The following is a 17441-nucleotide window of genomic DNA, read 5'->3' on the forward strand; positions in this document are numbered from 1 at the left end:
TAAATTAAAGGTTAGTAACGAAAATGTATGTAAATCTCACTCATTTAAATGAGCAATTCTGGTCTAGGATTTAAACACTTCGTGCTAATTAGGTCATAAACCATGAGAAATTGCAGGGATATAGTCGACTTTATTTAATTGAACAGTGCTTTAAATTCAACGCCAATGTGCTTATGATTGCAGCCTAATAAATGTACCGACGTTACTTTATTAAACGTAGAATTCAACTCCGATGAGTATCTGCTTGATGATTCCGTGAGTTGCAACGCTCCTACAGTAGAAGAGATGATATGTCGAACAACGATTTAGTCACCGTGAACAACCTCACTTTTTCACGGGGAGAACGCATGATCTTTGATGATATTGATCTGCATGTTCCTGAGGGCAAAGTGACGGCCATTATGGGACCATCGGGAATTGGTAAAACAACACTGCTGCGTTTGATTGGTGGTCAGTTGTATCCCGAGCAAGGAGAGATCTGGTTTGATGGCGACAATATTCCCTCTCTCTCGCGTAAAAAACTCTACCATGCTCGAAAGAAAATGAGCATGTTGTTCCAGTCAGGGGCTTTATTCACTGATTTGAATGTTTTTGATAATGTCGCCTTTCCATTGAGAGAGCATACCGATTTATCGGAAGATTTGATTCGCACCATGGTGTTACTCAAGCTCGAAGCTGTCGGTCTGCGCGGCGCGGCGCAATTAATGCCGAGTGAGCTTTCAGGTGGTATGGCAAGACGCGCTGCTTTGGCTCGTGCAATCGCACTTGATCCTGACCTGATCATGTACGATGAGCCGTTTGTGGGGCAAGACCCAATCACTATGGGCGTTTTGGTTGAGCTAATTAGCAATCTAAACCAAGCGTTAGGTTTGACCTCTATTGTGGTTTCTCACGACGTACCTGAAGTCATGAGTATTGCTGACTGGGTATACCTGATGGCCGATGGAAAAATCATCGCCTATGGTACGCCAGAAGAGCTGACTCAAAACTCTGATCCTCGTGTCCAGCAGTTCTTACAAGGTGATGCCGACGGTCCTGTACCGTTTCGTTTCCCTTCTCAAAGTATCGAAAAGGACTTATTTGATGGTCGATAACTTCATTCACTTTGTCGCCTCGCTGGGTCGACGCACGCTTTCTATTTGCGGAGCATTTGGTCGTGCGACTTTCATGTTGATTGGGGCGCTATTTTCTAAGCCACAACCGATCAGAAGCTTTCCTCTGCTTGTTAAGCAACTTTATTCTGTTGGTGTTCAGTCGCTGGCGATCATCGTCGTATCTGGTCTGTTCATTGGAATGGTTTTGAGTCTACAAGGCTATGTTGTGTTGGTGGATTACGGCGCAGAAGGCAGTTTGGGGCAAATGGTAGCGCTTTCGTTACTCCGTGAATTAGGACCCGTTGTTACTGCACTTTTGTTTGCTGGTCGTGCCGGTTCTGCGTTAACCGCAGAGATAGGTCTAATGAAAGCAACGGAACAACTGTCTAGCCTTGAAATGATGGCGGTAGACCCATTGAAACGAGTGATTGCACCACGGTTTTGGGCTGGGGTTATCTCAATGCCTTTACTGGCTATGATTTTCATGGCTGTGGGAATTTGGGGCGCTCAGCTTGTTGGTGTTGACTGGAAAGGCGTTGATCACGGCAGTTTTTGGTCAGCGATGCAGTCCTCTGTTGAGCTAGGGCAAGACATTGGTAACAGTATGATCAAATGTTTTGCGTTTGCAATTACGGTTACTTGGGTCGCTCTATTTAACGGTTATGATGCTATTCCAACATCGGAAGGGATCAGCCGAGCAACTACGCGCACTGTTGTGCATTCTTCTTTAGCAGTACTAGGATTAGACTTTGTACTGACCGCATTGATGTTTGGGAATTAATCATGCAACAAACACGTAAAACTGAATTATGGGTTGGCAGCTTTGTATTAGCGGGAATTTGCGCGATTCTTGTGATGATTTTTCAAGTTGCTGACGTAAAAAGCATTGGCTCTGGTGATACTTATACCCTCAAAGCCGAGTTCGATAATATTGGCAGTTTAAAAGTTCGTTCGCCCGTAAAAGTGGGGGGCGTTGTGATTGGTCGAGTAAGTAGTATTTCGCTTAACCCAGACAACTTATTGCCAGTTGTAACACTATCTATCAATAGTAAATACAATCAGTTCCCAGAAACGTCGAGCGTACAAATTTTGACATCTGGCCTGATTGGTGAGCAATACATTGGTTTAGTACCTGGCTTCGTTTTTGATGATGAAGTCATGCTGGTGGATGGTGATACCATCGAAGACACCAAATCGGCGCTTGTGCTTGAAGACTTAATTGGTCAAGTACTATACAGCGTAGGTGGTTCAGACGACTCAAGTAAGGAATAACTATGTTAGCGAGATTACTACTTTCAGTTTGTGCTGTGTTTAGCGTATTTGGAGCAACAGCAGCAGAGGTGGATAAAACTGAACCTTATAAGATGATGAAGCAGGTAGCTGAAGTCACGTTCGAAAGATTGAAAGCCGAACAGCCGAAAATCAAACAAGATCCAAATTTACTTAAAGTGATCGTTGAAGAAGAGCTAATGCCTTACGTCAACTACCGCTATGCAGGGTTAAAACTTCTTGGTCCAAACTTAAAAGGTGCTAAGCGTGAAGATGTACTTGAGTTTATCGATGCATTTCGTGCTTACCTGATTGCGTCTTATGCACAAGTGTTGACGCAATACTCTGACCAAAAAATTGAGTTTGGTCCTGAGCCTAGCATTGATGACTCTAAGCGTATTACAAGCATTAAAGTTGATATCATCGATACTCCGCGTCCAAACATCAAACTTGAGTTTAAACTGCGTAAAGACAACCAGTCTGGTGAGTGGGAAGCATTCGATATGATTGCAGAGGGCATTAGTTTGCTTTCTAGTAAACAATCCGAATGGAACAGTAAAATTCGTCAAGAAGGCATTCTATCTGTTGCTAAAGACCTAGAAAAATTGGCCGCAGAACCGATCCGCTTCGAGGCGAAGAAATAATGGCCCAGACTCCCGCTCAGTGGCAATTGGATCAAAACATTCTTAAGCTAACAGGGGCACTTGATAGAGATACAGTGCCTTCATTGTGGGCGTATGCACAGCAATGGCAACCTGCTGAATCGGAGCTGGAATGCTCGCTAAAAGAGATAGAGCGAGTCGACTCTGCAGGAATGGTGATGTTAATCCACTTATTAGAGCATGCAAAAAAGCAAAACTGTCATATAATGCTCAGTTTCGTGCCGGCGCAACTGCGCACTTTGTTTCAACTGAGCAATGTTGAATCTTTAGTGGCCAAACACGTACAGAATTATCAGGGGTAAATTGTGGATAGCGCAAAAGTACAACAGTTATTAGAAGAAGCACTAAACCTTCAAGAAGTGCATGTGAAAGGTGAAGGTAGCCACTATGAAGTGGTTGCTGTTGATGCTTGTTTCGATGGAATGAGCCGCGTTAAGAAGCAGCAGCTAATTTATGCTCCTCTGATGGAATACATCCAGCGTAACGACATTCACGCATTATCAATCAAAGCGTTCACACCAGAAGAGTGGGCTCGTGATAAGAAATTGATGTCGCTTTAAGGTTTATTGATGGAAAAGTTTCGAGTTATTGGGTCAGATAAACCACTAGTTGGTGAAGTGACCATTTCAGGTGCAAAAAACGCAGCACTGCCGATTTTATTTGCGTCTATCTTGGCGGAAGAGCCAGTAGAAGTGGCAAACGTACCACACCTTCGTGATATCGATACAACCATGGAATTGCTTAAGCGTTTAGGCGCGAAAGTAAGCCGCAATGGCTCTGTTCATGTTGACCCAAGCAGTATTACAGAATACTGCGCGCCTTATGATTTGGTGAAAACCATGCGTGCTTCTATTTGGGCTTTAGGTCCTTTGGTGGCGCGCTTTGGTCAAGGTCAGGTTTCTTTACCAGGCGGTTGTGCTATTGGCGCTCGTCCTGTGGATCTGCATATTTCTGGTTTAGAGCAGCTTGGCGCAACCATTACATTAGAAGATGGTTATGTGAAAGCAGAAGCGGATGGTCGGCTAAAAGGCGCACACATCGTGATGGATAAAGTCAGCGTAGGCGCGACGATCACCATCATGTGTGCCGCAACGCTGGCGGAAGGCACAACAACACTAGATAACGCTGCGCGTGAGCCTGAAATCGTCGATACCGCTGATTTCCTAAATAAGCTTGGCGCAAAAATCTCTGGCGCTGGCACAGATACCATTACGATTGAAGGTGTTGAGCGCCTAGGCGGTTGTAAACACAACGTGGTTGCTGACCGTATTGAGACGGGAACATTCCTTGTCGCAGCAGCAGTATCTGGCGGTAAAGTGGTATGTCGCAACACTAATGCTCATTTGCTTGAAGCGGTTCTCGCCAAGCTGGAAGAAGCTGGCGCGCTTGTCGAAACGGGTGAAGATTGGATCTCCGTTGATATGACCGACCGCGAGCTAAAAGCGGTAAGTGTACGTACTGCGCCACATCCTGGTTTCCCGACGGATATGCAAGCTCAATTTACGCTTCTGAACATGATGGCGAAAGGTGGCGGCGTGATCACAGAGACTATCTTTGAAAACCGCTTTATGCACGTACCAGAACTCATGCGTATGGGCGCTAAAGCTGAGATCGAAGGCAATACGGTTATCTGTGGTGATGTTGAGTCACTCAGCGGTGCGCAAGTGATGGCAACCGATCTACGAGCTTCGGCTAGTTTGGTTATTGCAGGTTGCATTGCTAAAGGCGAAACCGTCGTTGATCGTATTTACCATATCGACCGTGGTTACGACAAAATCGAAAATAAACTGGCTGCACTTGGCGCAAATATTGAGCGAGTGAGCTAGGCAAGTTAAACTGCACCGCAGGTAACTTGGATATCAAGAGAGCCGAAACCTGAGTTTCGGCTTTTTTATATCACTCTCATGACCATATTTTCCCTTTATGGAAAGAGAGATATTAATAGCTGTATCTGGCAAAAGCCGGTTCCTGGAGAACAAGAATGATTGCACTGTTACGTGTATTTGCTGTCGCTATCTTTGCGATTGTTATGTTTATTGGTGGTTGTGGTTACTGCCTATTAAGCCCTAGAAACCCTAAGCACGTTTTCACTTTTGGCCGTTTGTTTGCCAAGATGTCTCGTGTGTTTGGGATTAAGTTAGAGTTGCGTATCCCTGAAGATGCGTATTCACGCGGCCAACATGTTTACATTGCTAACCACCAGAACAACTGGGACATGTTTACTGTTTCTGCGGCTGTGACTCCGAAAGTTGTGACAGTAGGTAAAAAGAGCTTGGCTTGGATGCCACTGTTTGGTCAGCTTTACTGGCTTACGGGTAACATTCTGATTGACCGAGCGAATCGTTCTAAAGCAAAAGGTACTATCGATCAGGTCGTGAGCAGCATGAAAGAAAGTGATGTTTCGGTGTGGATGTTCCCAGAAGGCACGCGTTCTCGTGGACGTGGTTTGCTGCCATTCAAAACAGGTGCTTTTCATGCGGCAATTGGTGCAGGTGTGCCAATCATTCCTATCGTATGTAGCTCGACGAATAAAATTAAGCTGAACCGTTGGAACAATGGTCATGTGATTGTTGAAATGCTACCTCCAATCAGCACTGAAGGCTATGGTAAAGAGGGCATTCGCGAGTTAGCGAATATCTGTCGTGAACAGATGAAAGAGAAGCTTGAATCGTTAGATGAAGAAGTCAAACAGCGCAACGCTGCTTAAGTTTTACTGCGATATCATCACGAAAAGACAATAAAAAACGGGTAGCCTGAGCTACCCGTTTTTTATTGTTTGTCAGTAAGTGCAATTATTTGCGAACAGCGATTGCTTCAATCTCGATGCCAACATCTTTTGGTAGGCGAGCCACTTCTACACAAGAGCGTGCAGGGTAGTTTGCTACGCCGTGCTCATCAAAGAACTTGCCGTAAACTTCGTTCACTGTGCCAAAGTCATTTAGGTCTTTAACAAAAACCGTTAGCTTTACAATATCAGATACTTTAAGACCTGAAGATTCAACTACAGCCTTTACGTTTTCTAGAGACTGACGAGCTTGTTCTGCGATATCAGCAGACACTTCACCTGTTGCTGGGTTTACTGGGATTTGGCCTGAAGTAAGAACCATGTTACCTAGATCTACGCCTTGAACGTAAGGACCGATTGCTGCTGGTGCAGACTCAGTGTGAAGTACTTTCGTCATTTGATTTTTCCATCAGTTGTAGGGAATAAAGATTCTCAGTTTGCCTCTAAACCCTCGGTAGGTAAAGAGCAAAATACCCTGACATTGCAGGGTATTTTAAACGTATCACAGCCTAGTCGTGCGGCGTGTTTATCGCTCGGTTACGATCTCGCGTGAGAACACTTTCTCGCAGTATTTACACTTTAGGCGGATTTCTTGTTTTTTCTCGAACACGCTAAAGCTGCTTTCTACTGGTTCATTATGAGAAATACAGTTTGAATTCGGGCATTCAAATACATCATTGATGCGCTCAGGAAGCTCTAACGCGAGCTTTTTCACCACTTCATAATTCTCGATTTGATTCACGGTCGCGTGAGGAGCATACAACGCTAGCTTGCTCGCTTGCTCTTCATTGATAAACACATTTTCGATTTTGAGTAGATCTTTATGACCGAGTGCTGATGATGGCAAGTTCAGTCCAATCGTTACGCGTTGTGATGAATTGTGCATATCGAACAGTCTTAATACTTTGATGCCGATTTGCGCAGGGATGTGGTCGATGACCGTACCATTTTTGATTGCTTCTACCTGCAATTGAGTTTCTTTAGCCATGATTTTTCCCCTCGATTACAGTGTTTCGTTTAGAACAAGCGCCAGCAGTGCTTGGCGAGCATACACGCCATTTTGAGCTTGCTGGAAGAAGTAGGCATGAGGCGTTTTATCAACATCAGTTGTAATTTCATCCACACGTGGTAGTGGGTGCAGTACTTTCAAGTTCTCACGCGCGCCTTCTAGTAGTGCCGCCGTTAGGATGTAAGCCGACTTAATATGTGCGTATTCCGATTCGTCAAAACGTTCTTTCTGTACGCGTGTCATGTACAGAATATCCAGTTCAGGAATCACACTTTCCATGTCTGTGTGTAGGCTATATTGAATGCCAGCTTCGTCTAGTTCTTCGCAGATGTAATCTGGCATTGCCAGCGCATCTGGTGCAACAAAGAAGAAGCGGATGTTGTTAAACTTTGCTAAGGCTTGAGTCAGTGAGTGCACTGTGCGGCCATATTTTAGGTCACCTACGAATGCGACGTTCAGGTTGTCTAGACGCCCTTGTGTTTCCGCTATGGTGTATAGGTCGAGTAGCGTTTGAGTTGGGTGTTGGTTTGCACCGTCGCCCGCGTTGATCACTGGCACGCCATTTGAAAATTCAGAGGCCAAGCGAGCGGCGCCTTCTTGTGGATGACGCATCACAAAGGCATCGACGTAAGAAGAGATGACTTGTACTGAATCTGCGAGTGTTTCGCCTTTTTTCGCCAGAGAGGTATTACCATCATTATCAAAGCCAATCACGTCACCACCAATGCGCTGAATCGCTGTTTCAAACGATAAACGTGTACGTGTTGATGGTTCAAAGAAACAACTTGCAACGACTTTGTTTTTAATCAGTTCTGGTCGAGGTGCTTTTTTAAGGCTACCTGCTGTTTCTACGATAAGTTCCAGTTCTTCGCGTGAAAGCTCTGGAATAGAGATGATGTGCTTCTGGTAAAGCGAGTTCGCCATGATCTTCTTCCCTATAACATTGATGACTACATCCAAATAACCGAAAGGAATTTTGGACATAAAAAAACCTCCCCAATGGGGAGGTTTTAAAATTCAATAGAATTAACGAAAATAACACCACGTAAGCGTAGTCGCTTAGCGAGAGCAAATCGCGTTTTTAAGTCAGCAATCAGCGTGGTCATTTCTTAATCCTCAGACAAATTGCCGAGCATTATACGCTTAACTTTCGTGAGCGCAAGCGATTACATCATGGTTTTTAGCGGCTGTTTTTGCGCGCTGGTTAGCTTCCTAGCGTCGCAACCATTACGGCTTTGATGGTATGCATACGGTTTTCAGCTTCGTCGAATACGATGGAGTATTCCGATTCAAATACCTCTTCTGTTACTTCAAGGCCTTTCATGCCGTATTTTTCAGCGACTTCTTTGCCGACGGTGGTTTCATCATTGTGGAAAGCTGGAAGGCAGTGCATGAATTTCACATGTTGATTGCCCGTTTGCTTAATCACGTTCATATTGATTTGATAAGGTGTCATTAACGCTACACGCTCATCCCATGCCTCGGCAGACTCACCCATAGACACCCAAACGTCGGTGTATAGGAAGTCACAACCTTTCACACCTTCTTCAACGCTTTCTGTTAACGTGATTTTTGCACCGGTTTGTTGCGCGATAGTTTGACAAGTTGCCACGAGCTCTTCTTCAGGCCAGAACGCTTTTGGCGCGACAAGGCGAATATCCATGCCCATTTTCGCTGCGCCCACCATAAGTGAGTTCCCCATGTTGTTGCGCGCATCACCTAGGTAAGCGAAGGTTATTTCATGCAGCTGTTTACCACGGCCGTGCTCTTGCATGGTCAGGAAGTCAGCAAGGATCTGGGTTGGGTGGAACTCATCCGTTAAACCATTCCACACAGGAACACCAGCATAAGTACCAAGCTCTTCAACAATGGATTGGCCAAAGCCTCGGTATTCAATCCCGTCGTACATACGACCAAGAACGCGAGCGGTGTCTTTCATCGATTCCTTATGACCGATCTGCGAGCCAGAAGGGCCGATGTAAGAGACTTGAGCACCTTGGTCAAAGGCAGCGACTTCAAACGCACATCGGGTACGAGTCGAAGATTTCTCAAAGATTAGTGCGATGTTTTTACCTTGAAGTTTCTTCTGCTCTGTTCCTGCATATTTAGCTTTTTTCAGCTCTGCAGACAGTTCGAGCAAAAACTGGATTTCTTTGGTTGAGAAGTCCAATAGCTTCAAAAAGTTGCGGTTACGTAAATTGAAAGCCATAGCTCGTCCCTTAGTACATGTGATTAGATTAATAGAATTCATTAAAACATATAAATGCTTTTATTGTGAATAATTATTTTCAATTAAAGCTAAAAAAGGTTGATGTATTCACATCAACCTTAGTTTTGATTCACCTAATGTAAAGGGACGAGTAAGTTATATATCGTCTCGTTCTATTGGACAGCTCATACAGCGAGCGCCACCGCGACCACGACCAAGCTCGTTACCAGGTACTGTCAGTACTTTGATGCCAGCTTTATCGTATTTTTCGTTGGTGTATACGTTGCGTTCGTAACCAATTACTACGCCCGGTTTTACAGTTAGAACGTTATTGGCATCATTCCATTGTTCGCGTTCCGCTTCATAGCTGTCGCCACCAGTAGTGATGATTTTCAGCTGATCTAAGCCAAGAGCGGACTCAATCGCGTGCAGATAGTTATGTGAGGCTTCAACATGCATTTCACCGTTGCCTTTTGGTGTTAAGCGCCATGTGTCGAGATCTTTGCGCATGATCTCTGGGTAGACAGAGAAAGTATCTACATCCATATGGGTCATCACAGTGTCTAAATGCATACATGAGCGGTGTTTAGGCAGATCAATTGCAATAACCTCGGTAGCTTGGCCTGCTTTAAATAGGCTCGCTGCAAGGTTCTCTACGCCTTGCGCGGTCGTACGCTCAGACATACCGATCAGAACTGCACCTTTACCAATAACCAACACATCACCGCCTTCGACATTCGCATTATCATAATGCAGATCATCGTCACCGAAGTATTTGATAAAATCTTGGCCAGAAAAAATTGGGTGCCAACGATAAATCGCACGTAGGTGGTTTGTTTCACGTTGACGTGCAGGCATCATCATCGGGTTAAGAGAAACGCCGCCATAAACCCAACATGAGGTATCACGAGTAAAGAGGTGATTAGGCAGTGGCTCAATAACAAAGTCGAGAGGACGCTTCATTTTTGGCAGCATAGAAGATGAGGAGATCGGTAGCTCTGAGTAAGCTAAGCCACCTAAAAAGATGCAGGCAAGATGTTCATCATCCATTTCTGAAAAGTATTGGCGTAGGTCTCGCGCAAATGTTGGCCCGTAGCGAAAGTCAGAAATCTGAGTGTTCAGCAGCCATTGTTTTGCTTCTGGAACGGCGAGGGTTTCGACCAGTAAATCGTGGAGGAGAAGCACTTCAACGTCTTGCTCGCGCAGCGTACGTGCGAATGCATCGTGCTCTTCACCTGCCGCTTCTACAGCAAGAACGTCATCAAATAGCAACTCATGACAGTTTGACGGAGTTAAGTGGGTTAGGGCGCGTTCAGGGCGATTTAATAGAACTCGTCGAAGTTGACCAACTTCTGATCCAACGTACAGCTTGCTCATTTTGTATCCTTACAAATTTTCCAGCCATTAGTTATGACAAGCTTCCTAGAAAGATGCAAGTTATCAAGCTTTGTTTATATTCTGGTGTTTATGGTTTTGTGAGTTTTTTATTTTTATTTTTATTCTTATGAAATTCATTATTAGATATAAATGCTATTTTACTAAAATTAGAGTGCGTGCGTTTTTATTCTAATTTTCCCGTTGAGAAAGAATACACGCACAGTGCATAAAACGTGCATTTTTATTCTAAATTATGCATTATTAAAGTGAATTTATTCGTTATGCTTCTTCGTTTTACACGTGAGTGTATTCAAGAAAGCATCATAAACACGCATAGAAAGAGAAAATAACCACATTAAGTGTCAATTAGGATGTTCTGAATATTAAAAAATGCCATTCTTTGTTAATTTTTTGTTTCTTTGTGTGGTCGGTTTAATATTTAGATTCAAATAACCGATAAGAATCGCAGTGGTATGATGTTTGTTTGTGGCTTTTCATCGCAATCCATGCCATATTTCACCAGATCAGCATACTCAGTATCGGGTATTGTGTTTCCATCAAGTAACTAATCTGGAGCCAAAACATGTCTCACGAAGATGAATATCTATCAGTAGAAGAATTAATTGAGATTCAAAAGGAAGAGACTCGCGATATCATTGCAGCATTGCTAGAAGATGGCAGCGATCCAGATTCGCTATACGAAATTGAGCACCACCTGTTTGCAGAAGATTTTGACACGCTAGAAAAAGCGGTAGTTGAAGCATTCAAGATGGGCTTTGAAGTTCTTGAAGCAGAAGAAACTGAAGATGAAGATGGTAACAAGTTGCTTTGCTGTGATGCGACTATGGAGTCCGCACTAGACGCAGAAGCGATTGATGCGCAAGTTGAAAAATTGATTCACTTGGCAGAAAAATACGACATCATCTATGACGGTTGGGGTACGTACTACGAAGGCGAAGATGCGCTTTACCCTGAAGAAGATGAAGACGACGAGTAATCAAAGCTCACTACTTTTGGAAAAACCAGCGTTTAACGCTGGTTTTTTTATTCCTTGAAAAACTGACGAATGTGGAGGCGATAAATAATTCACATTGAGTTTATAGGGGATTTCTCCCTATAATGCGTGAAAATTGATCTAGCTCAAGGTGTATATGCAACTCTCACTCGCCGGTTTATGGCAAGTCTCTCCACTGACGGACCTTTCTATCCCACAGGATGACATTACTTTCCCTGCTCCTTTGAGTCAGGTATTGCCAGCTGAACTGACAGAAGAAGCAATTCGTCAGCAAGAGTGGCACCTGATGCATGACATTGAAGTGGACGAATCCATGATGGCATTCCCAGCGGTAGAAATGGTGTTGGGTGGTGTGGATTACCATGCAGAAGTGCGTTTGAACGGAGTAGCATTGTTCGACTGTGACGGTTCTCAAAATGTCTACAAGAAAGACATTCGTCCGTTCATGCAAATGGGGCGTAACCGCTTTGAAATCTTGTTCTTAGAGGAAGAAGAGGATCTTCTGTTTGATGAAGATAAACCTGAGCTGTGCTCTCTGTCCGATCATGAATATAAAAAAAGTGATGAGCGCTTAGGGGTATGGCAAGAACCGTATCTGCAGTTCATTCGCAATGTACGTTTAGACCGCGTGGCAACCGAGCAGATTTGGCACCACGGTGGTGGTTGCGAGTTTAAAGTAGACTTGTACTATCAAACTTTTGCGCCGGGTCTGGTCTCTGCATCGGTTAAGTTTAATGCTATGACTTACCATATTCCTATTGATGTCCGAGCGGAGCATGCGAGCGCTTTATTCCAGATCGAAGCGCCAAAGTATGCCGATCTTACTGATCCTGATCCAAGTGATCTCTACCAATTGTCTGTTGAGTTGGATGGGCAGCACCAAAACTTCACTGTTGCCTTGAGCCAGGAGCTTTGTGTTACCCATGTTGTGCTTTAACTTCTAATAATATTATCTATTACAGCATCTTAAGCATTACGACTTCACATGCATCATGCCCTGTTTGTCCAAGCGGGGCATCGAGATGCTCAAAGCCTAGCTTTTCATACAAGCTTACCGCTTCTCTCAGACATTCAGTTGTCTCTAAATAGCACTGCTGATACCCAAATTGTTTCGCCAATTGTAAGCTCAATGCGACGATGCGTTTGGCTAAACCGTGTCCTCGTGTTTGAGGTAAGAAGTACATCTTTTGTAGTTCACACACATTTGGCTCGCCAGCTAAAGGGGCAAAGCCACCGCCACCAACGATCTCTCCGCGATGTTCAATGACCCAATAGGCGGCCCCGCATTGATTGTAAACCGAATACATATCATCAAGCGTTGGATCGGCCACACCATAACCTTTGTCTGCGGTTAAGCCGTATTCTGCAGAGACTTTACGAATCACATCTGCGACTTGCGGGTTGTCTGCTTTAGTAAGAGGTCGAAGAACGTATTCCTCAGACTGACACACTTTTGTTAGCCCTTTTAGGTAAGTCTCTAGACCAAGTTTGAGTTGCTCTTGCTCGCTGTCATCGAGTTGGGTAAGCAGTTGTTCAAAGAAGTGGTTTTGCTGTTGGTCCAGTTGCGATAACGCCAGTTGGCCTTGCTCTGTAATCGCGACGAGTTGACTACGTTTGTCTTTTGGGTTTTCGATGCTCTCGACCAAACCTAATTTAATCAAACCAGTAACGGTTCGGCTCGCGTTGGACTTGTCGACATTAAGCTGCTGTGCCAGCTGATTGATGGTCAATGGCTGCAATTGGATTTCACCCAATGCGTGCGCTTGCACTGGAGTGAGAGCGACATCGCCGCATTGTTTATCAAGCATACCAAGCAATCGGACGGCTTGACGGGAGTAGTGTCGAAGTTGACGAGCGTTCATTATCACTTACCTCTAAAAATAAAGTTGCGTACCGCAATTAAATTAATTGCGGTGCGCAACCTTGTCAATGGTAAATGTCATTTTGCTCGTTAGGAGACGTAGTGAGCCTCCATGTTTAAGCGTGGTGATGTAAACAAAACTGCGGTGCTGGAGTTTTTTCTGATGATTTACGCATCCATACTTTCTCGTGGAAGTAGTAAGCCACCGTGTTCAAACTTGGCTCTAACATCGCCATTACGCCGCCGACAAATGCATCACCTGTTAGTAAGTAAACCACGGTAAAAGCGACGCTGAAGTGCACGGTCGCAAAGCTTGCGGTTTTTAATTTGGTCATCCACTGACGAGCTTTAAGTGCTGGGACTTTTGCCCATGCCTTTTCATGAAAGTAGAAGGCTACGGTGTTCACTGAAGGCTCAATCATGGCAATTAAACTACCAATTAGAATGTCGCCTGTGAGTACGTAAGCGACACTAAATGCGATAGTAAAATGCAGTGCTGCGAAAGTTAGTGTCTTTTTCATGATAATTACTCAATCGTGTTTGTTTCGATGAGCTTATTATCGATAATAATTCTCATTAATGCTAATGGGTAATGAGTATTGTTGTGATAGGGGGAAGCTATTGATGATGGTTTTGGTGAAATGTATACAAAAAAGGTTGGCCATGATGACCAACCTTTTGAACCAAAAAGTGAGAAGTGCTAATTCTTCTCTTTCACTGAGGCTTAAAGCGCAGCGATCGTTGTCTTCTGCTCTTCTAGCTTAGCTAGCGTTTCTTTGTAGCCTTCAAGCTTCTCACGCTCTTTAGCAACAACTGCTTCAGGTGCTTTCGCTACGAAGCCTTCGTTACCTAGTTTGCCTTCGATACGCTTGATTTCGCCGTGAGTCTTCTTGATTTCGCCATCTAGACGAGCAAGCTCAGCATCTTTGTCGATCAGACCTGCCATTGGGATCATCAGCTCAGACTTACCAACCAGTGCTGTCGCACATGCAGGAGTTTGTTCGCCAGCTTCAAGCACGCGTACTGCTTCTAGCTTCGCTAGTGACATCAGTACTTGCTTGCTTGCTTCTAGACGAGAGGCATCTTCTGCATTTGCTGCTTTCAGCATAACGTCAAGCGGCTTACCAGGGTTGATGTCGTATTCAGCACGTAGGTTACGGATGCTGGTAATGAACGCCTTCACCCATTCGATATCATCTAGCGCTTCTTGGTTGAAGTTTGCTTCGTCGAATTGAGGCAGTGCTTGAAGCATGATTGTCTCACCTTCTACACCTTCAACTAGTGGCTTGATGCTTTGCCAGATAGTTTCAGTGATGTAAGGAATCACAGGATGAGCCAGACGTAGAGTCTTCTCAAGTACCGTGATTAGTGTACGGCGAGTACCACGCTGTTGCGCTTCAGTACCTTTCCATAGAACGGGTTTAGTTAGCTCTAGGTACCAGTCACAGAATTGGTTCCAGATGAATTCGTAAAGCGTGTTCGCAGCCATATCTAGACGGAAGTTGTCGATATGGTTGTTGAACGCTTTCGCTGCAAGTTCAAACTGAGACTCGATCCATTTGTCTGCTAGTGAGTATTCAATCTCACCACCGTTGAAGCCACAATCTTGCTCTTCTGTGTTCATCATTACGTAACGGCTTGCGTTCCATAGTTTGTTACAGAAGTTACGGTAACCCTCAAGACGCTTCATATCCCAGTTGATATCACGACCTGTTGATGCCATTGCTGCAAGAGTGAAACGTAGTGCGTCTGTACCGTATGCTTCGATACCGTTTTCAAACGTCTTACGAGTGTTCTTCTCGATCTTCTTCGCTAGCTGAGGTTGCATCATGTTGCCACAACGCTTCTCTACTAGAGACTCTAGGTCGATACCATCGATCATGTCGATTGGGTCAAGTACGTTACCTTTCGACTTAGACATCTTGTCGCCGTTTTCATCACGGATTAGACCAGTAACGTAAACCGTCTTAAATGGTACTTGTGGTTTGCCGTTTTCGTCTTTCACGAAGTGCATGGTCATCATGATCATGCGCGCAACCCAGAAGAAGATGATGTCGAAACCAGTTACTAGAACGTCTGAAGGGTGGAATACTTTCAGGTCGTCAGTTTGCTCTGGCCAACCTTGAGTACCGAATGTCCATAGTGCAGAAGAGAACCACGTATCCAGTACGTCTTCGTCTTGGTGCAGTTCAATGACTGACTCTAGGTTGTTGTTCTTACGAACTTCTTCTTCAGTGCGACCTACGTAAACATTACCTTGGTTGTCGTACCAAGCTGGGATGCGGTGACCCCACCATAGCTGACGAGAGATACACCAGTCTTGAACGTCACGCATCCAAGAGAAGTACATGTTTTCGTACTGCTTAGGAACAAATTGGATGTCGCCGTTTTCTACTGCTTCAACTGCAGTTTTCGCTAGAGGCGCAGTACGTACGTACCATTGGTCAGTTAGCATTGGTTCGATAACCACGCCACCACGGTCGCCGTAAGGAACTTGTAGATCGTGATCTTTCACTTCTTCAAGTAGGCCTAGCTCGTCGAATTCAGCAACGATAGCTTTACGAGCGGCAAAACGCTCCATACCGTGGTATTTAGCTGGTAGCTCAGTGCTGTAAGCGTCGCTTGCTTCGCCGTTGGTGTTGAATACTTCAGAAGCATCACGGATGTTTGCGTCGAAAGTCAGAATGTTGATCATTGGTAGCTGGTGGCGCTTACCTACTTCGTAGTCGTTGAAGTCGTGCGCAGGTGTGATTTTCACACAGCCAGTACCTTTTTCCATATCTGCGTGCTCATCGCCCACGATTGGGATGCGACGATCAACGATAGGAAGGATGATTTCTTTACCGATAAGATCTTTGTAACGTGGATCTTCTGGGTTAACTGCAACACCTGTATCGCCTAGCACGGTCTCTGGACGAGTCGTTGCAACAACGATGTAGTCTTTGCCATCGGCTGTTCTAGCGCCATCTGCTAGTGGGTAGCGGAAGTGCCACATGTGGCCTTTAGTGTCTTTGTTCTCTACTTCTAGATCTGAAATCGCTGTGTGTAGCTTTGGATCCCAGTTAACTAGACGCTTACCGCGGTAGATTAGATCGTCTTCGTACAGACGTACGAACACTTCTTGGACGGCGTTAGATAGACCATCGTCCATCGTGAAGCGTTCACGATCCCAGTCTACAGATGCGCCAAGACGACGAAGCTGCTTAGTGATAGTGCCGCCAGATTCGCCTTTCCATTCCCAGATTTTGTCGATGAAAGCTTCACGACCGTAATCGTGTTTTGTTTTGCCTTCTTCTGCAGCGATCTTACGCTCAACAACCATCTGAGTTGCGATACCAGCGTGGTCAGTACCTACTTGCCAAAGGGTGTTTTTACCCTTCATACGTTCACAACGGATAAGCGTATCCATGATCGTATCTTGGAACGCGTGGCCCATGTGTAGGCTACCAGTGACGTTCGGTGGCGGGATCATGATGCTGTATGATTCTTTAGTAGTGTCACCGTGTGGCTTAAAGTAGCCTTTCTCTTCCCAAGTCTGATACAGAGCTTGTTCGATTGAAGTTGGGTTGTATGTCTTTTCCATAGCGCTCTTTTAATGGATACGTTGATGGTTGAATCTTAGTCAATCTTTATAAGTGAGGGATCTTAACAAGATCGCCTTAACTATAAGGATTGACCGTTAAGGATATTGAATTTCGATCGTTTGCAGCTGGTAACCTGCTTGACGGTAAATTTTATATCTTTCTCTTGCGAGTTGTTTAGCTTTTTCTTCGCAGGGCACGAAGTCTACCACTTGAGCAAACTTGTTCGCAAAGGTTGTCTCATTTTCCGCCAAATTAATTACCAGCTGGCGGTTCCAATTAGGTTTTACACCTTCATGGCCGATTTCAATATTGGTGGCGTATTTCGGTCCTTCGCCTACAAGATTATGTGCCATGAACTTGTCTGCATCAATTTGCCAAAAGGCTTCAGCGAGCTGCTCGGCATGCGGTTTGTCTTGGCAGTTCAGATACACTTTTGCGCCTTGACGAGCAAAGTGCTGAGCCAAAAACACGATGTATTCTTCAAAGCCAGTCACCGTTGCTTGCGGGCTCTCTTCATTAATGATGTAGAAGGTTGCTGTTTGCATCATTCTCTCACTTGCCGATGGTCTCTTCCAG

19 protein-coding genes are annotated in these 17441 nt (G+C 44.7%); 10 read left to right on the forward strand and 9 right to left on the reverse strand.

Going from position 1 to position 17441, the window contains the following annotated elements; all coding sequences use genetic code 11:
* Nucleotides 1-290: 290 nt before the first annotated feature.
* From mlaF to R8O11_RS18010, 8 genes are all read left to right on the forward strand, one after another.
* A complete protein-coding gene (gene mlaF, locus R8O11_RS17975; protein ID WP_005388422.1) occupies nucleotides 291-1094 on the forward strand; it encodes a phospholipid ABC transporter ATP-binding protein MlaF in 804 nt (267 codons plus the stop codon).
* Entirely contained in the window at nucleotides 1084-1875 is a 792-nt protein-coding gene (gene mlaE, locus R8O11_RS17980) for a lipid asymmetry maintenance ABC transporter permease subunit MlaE (RefSeq protein WP_005381100.1), read from the forward strand. The genes mlaF and mlaE overlap by 11 nt, the downstream gene beginning before the upstream one ends.
* A 2-nt stretch (nucleotides 1876-1877) precedes the next feature.
* On the forward strand, nucleotides 1878-2366 hold the full coding sequence (gene mlaD / locus R8O11_RS17985) for an outer membrane lipid asymmetry maintenance protein MlaD (RefSeq protein WP_005381099.1): 489 nt from the start codon (nucleotides 1878-1880) through the stop codon (nucleotides 2364-2366).
* Nucleotides 2367-2368: 2 nt separating this feature from the next.
* Nucleotides 2369-3007: a phospholipid-binding protein MlaC gene (mlaC, locus tag R8O11_RS17990; RefSeq protein WP_005381098.1), complete on the forward strand. Its 639-nt coding sequence runs from the start codon at nucleotides 2369-2371 to the stop codon at nucleotides 3005-3007.
* Nucleotides 3007-3327, forward strand: coding sequence for a lipid asymmetry maintenance protein MlaB (locus R8O11_RS17995; RefSeq protein WP_258662937.1), 321 nt, complete (start codon nucleotides 3007-3009; stop codon nucleotides 3325-3327). The genes mlaC and R8O11_RS17995 overlap by 1 nt, the downstream gene beginning before the upstream one ends.
* Nucleotides 3328-3330: 3 nt before the next feature.
* Nucleotides 3331-3585, forward strand: a complete 255-nt coding sequence (gene ibaG / locus R8O11_RS18000) for a BolA family iron metabolism protein IbaG (RefSeq protein ID WP_005381092.1) — start codon at nucleotides 3331-3333, stop codon at nucleotides 3583-3585.
* A gap of 9 nt (nucleotides 3586-3594) precedes the next feature.
* Nucleotides 3595-4851 (forward strand): UDP-N-acetylglucosamine 1-carboxyvinyltransferase, encoded by a 1257-nt coding sequence (gene murA / locus R8O11_RS18005; RefSeq protein ID WP_213912446.1) that lies wholly within the window; start codon nucleotides 3595-3597, stop codon nucleotides 4849-4851.
* Between the two features lie 155 nt (nucleotides 4852-5006).
* A complete protein-coding gene (locus R8O11_RS18010; RefSeq protein WP_005381088.1) occupies nucleotides 5007-5732 on the forward strand; it encodes a 1-acylglycerol-3-phosphate O-acyltransferase in 726 nt (241 codons plus the stop codon).
* Between the two features lie 85 nt (nucleotides 5733-5817).
* On the opposite strand, the gene R8O11_RS18015 is transcribed toward R8O11_RS18010, so the two are convergent.
* The 5 genes from R8O11_RS18015 to arcA form a co-directional block, all read right to left on the reverse strand.
* Nucleotides 5818-6207, reverse strand: coding sequence for a RidA family protein (locus R8O11_RS18015; RefSeq protein ID WP_005381087.1), 390 nt, complete (start codon nucleotides 6205-6207; stop codon nucleotides 5818-5820).
* A 129-nt stretch (nucleotides 6208-6336) separates the two neighbouring features.
* Nucleotides 6337-6798, reverse strand: coding sequence for an aspartate carbamoyltransferase regulatory subunit (pyrI, locus tag R8O11_RS18020; RefSeq protein WP_005381086.1), 462 nt, complete (start codon nucleotides 6796-6798; stop codon nucleotides 6337-6339).
* Nucleotides 6799-6813: 15 nt separating this feature from the next.
* Complete coding sequence (gene pyrB / locus R8O11_RS18025; protein ID WP_005381085.1) at nucleotides 6814-7743, reverse strand: aspartate carbamoyltransferase; 930 nt, start codon at nucleotides 7741-7743, stop codon at nucleotides 6814-6816.
* A gap of 280 nt (nucleotides 7744-8023) precedes the next feature.
* Nucleotides 8024-9028, reverse strand: a complete 1005-nt coding sequence (locus R8O11_RS18030; protein WP_053350615.1) for an ornithine carbamoyltransferase — start codon at nucleotides 9026-9028, stop codon at nucleotides 8024-8026.
* A gap of 156 nt (nucleotides 9029-9184) precedes the next feature.
* On the reverse strand, nucleotides 9185-10405 hold the full coding sequence (arcA, locus tag R8O11_RS18035; protein ID WP_213912445.1) for an arginine deiminase: 1221 nt from the start codon (nucleotides 10403-10405) through the stop codon (nucleotides 9185-9187).
* A gap of 583 nt (nucleotides 10406-10988) precedes the next feature.
* On the opposite strand from arcA, the gene rraB reads away from it, so the two are divergent.
* Together rraB and R8O11_RS18045 are read left to right on the forward strand one after the other, a co-directional pair.
* Nucleotides 10989-11402, forward strand: a complete 414-nt coding sequence (rraB, locus tag R8O11_RS18040) for a ribonuclease E inhibitor RraB (protein ID WP_005381081.1) — start codon at nucleotides 10989-10991, stop codon at nucleotides 11400-11402.
* 154 nt (nucleotides 11403-11556) lie between these two features.
* Complete coding sequence (locus R8O11_RS18045) at nucleotides 11557-12357, forward strand: glycosyl hydrolase 2 galactose-binding domain-containing protein (protein WP_318194319.1); 801 nt, start codon at nucleotides 11557-11559, stop codon at nucleotides 12355-12357.
* 19 nt (nucleotides 12358-12376) lie between these two features.
* Here the strand turns inward: R8O11_RS18045 and R8O11_RS18050 are convergent, their stop codons facing one another.
* From R8O11_RS18050 to R8O11_RS18065, 4 genes are all read right to left on the reverse strand, one after another.
* A complete protein-coding gene (locus R8O11_RS18050; protein WP_262631614.1) occupies nucleotides 12377-13282 on the reverse strand; it encodes a bifunctional helix-turn-helix transcriptional regulator/GNAT family N-acetyltransferase in 906 nt (301 codons plus the stop codon).
* A 115-nt stretch (nucleotides 13283-13397) separates the two neighbouring features.
* Nucleotides 13398-13802: a DUF2061 domain-containing protein gene (locus tag R8O11_RS18055; RefSeq protein WP_169628884.1), complete on the reverse strand. Its 405-nt coding sequence runs from the start codon at nucleotides 13800-13802 to the stop codon at nucleotides 13398-13400.
* A 203-nt stretch (nucleotides 13803-14005) separates the two neighbouring features.
* Nucleotides 14006-16864 (reverse strand): valine--tRNA ligase, encoded by a 2859-nt coding sequence (locus R8O11_RS18060; RefSeq protein WP_047103615.1) that lies wholly within the window; start codon nucleotides 16862-16864, stop codon nucleotides 14006-14008.
* A gap of 96 nt (nucleotides 16865-16960) precedes the next feature.
* Nucleotides 16961-17410 (reverse strand): DNA polymerase III subunit chi, encoded by a 450-nt coding sequence (locus R8O11_RS18065; RefSeq protein ID WP_009703970.1) that lies wholly within the window; start codon nucleotides 17408-17410, stop codon nucleotides 16961-16963.
* Nucleotides 17411-17441 lie beyond the last annotated feature (31 nt).

It is taken from the genome of Vibrio sp. 1288 (genome assembly GCF_033344475.1).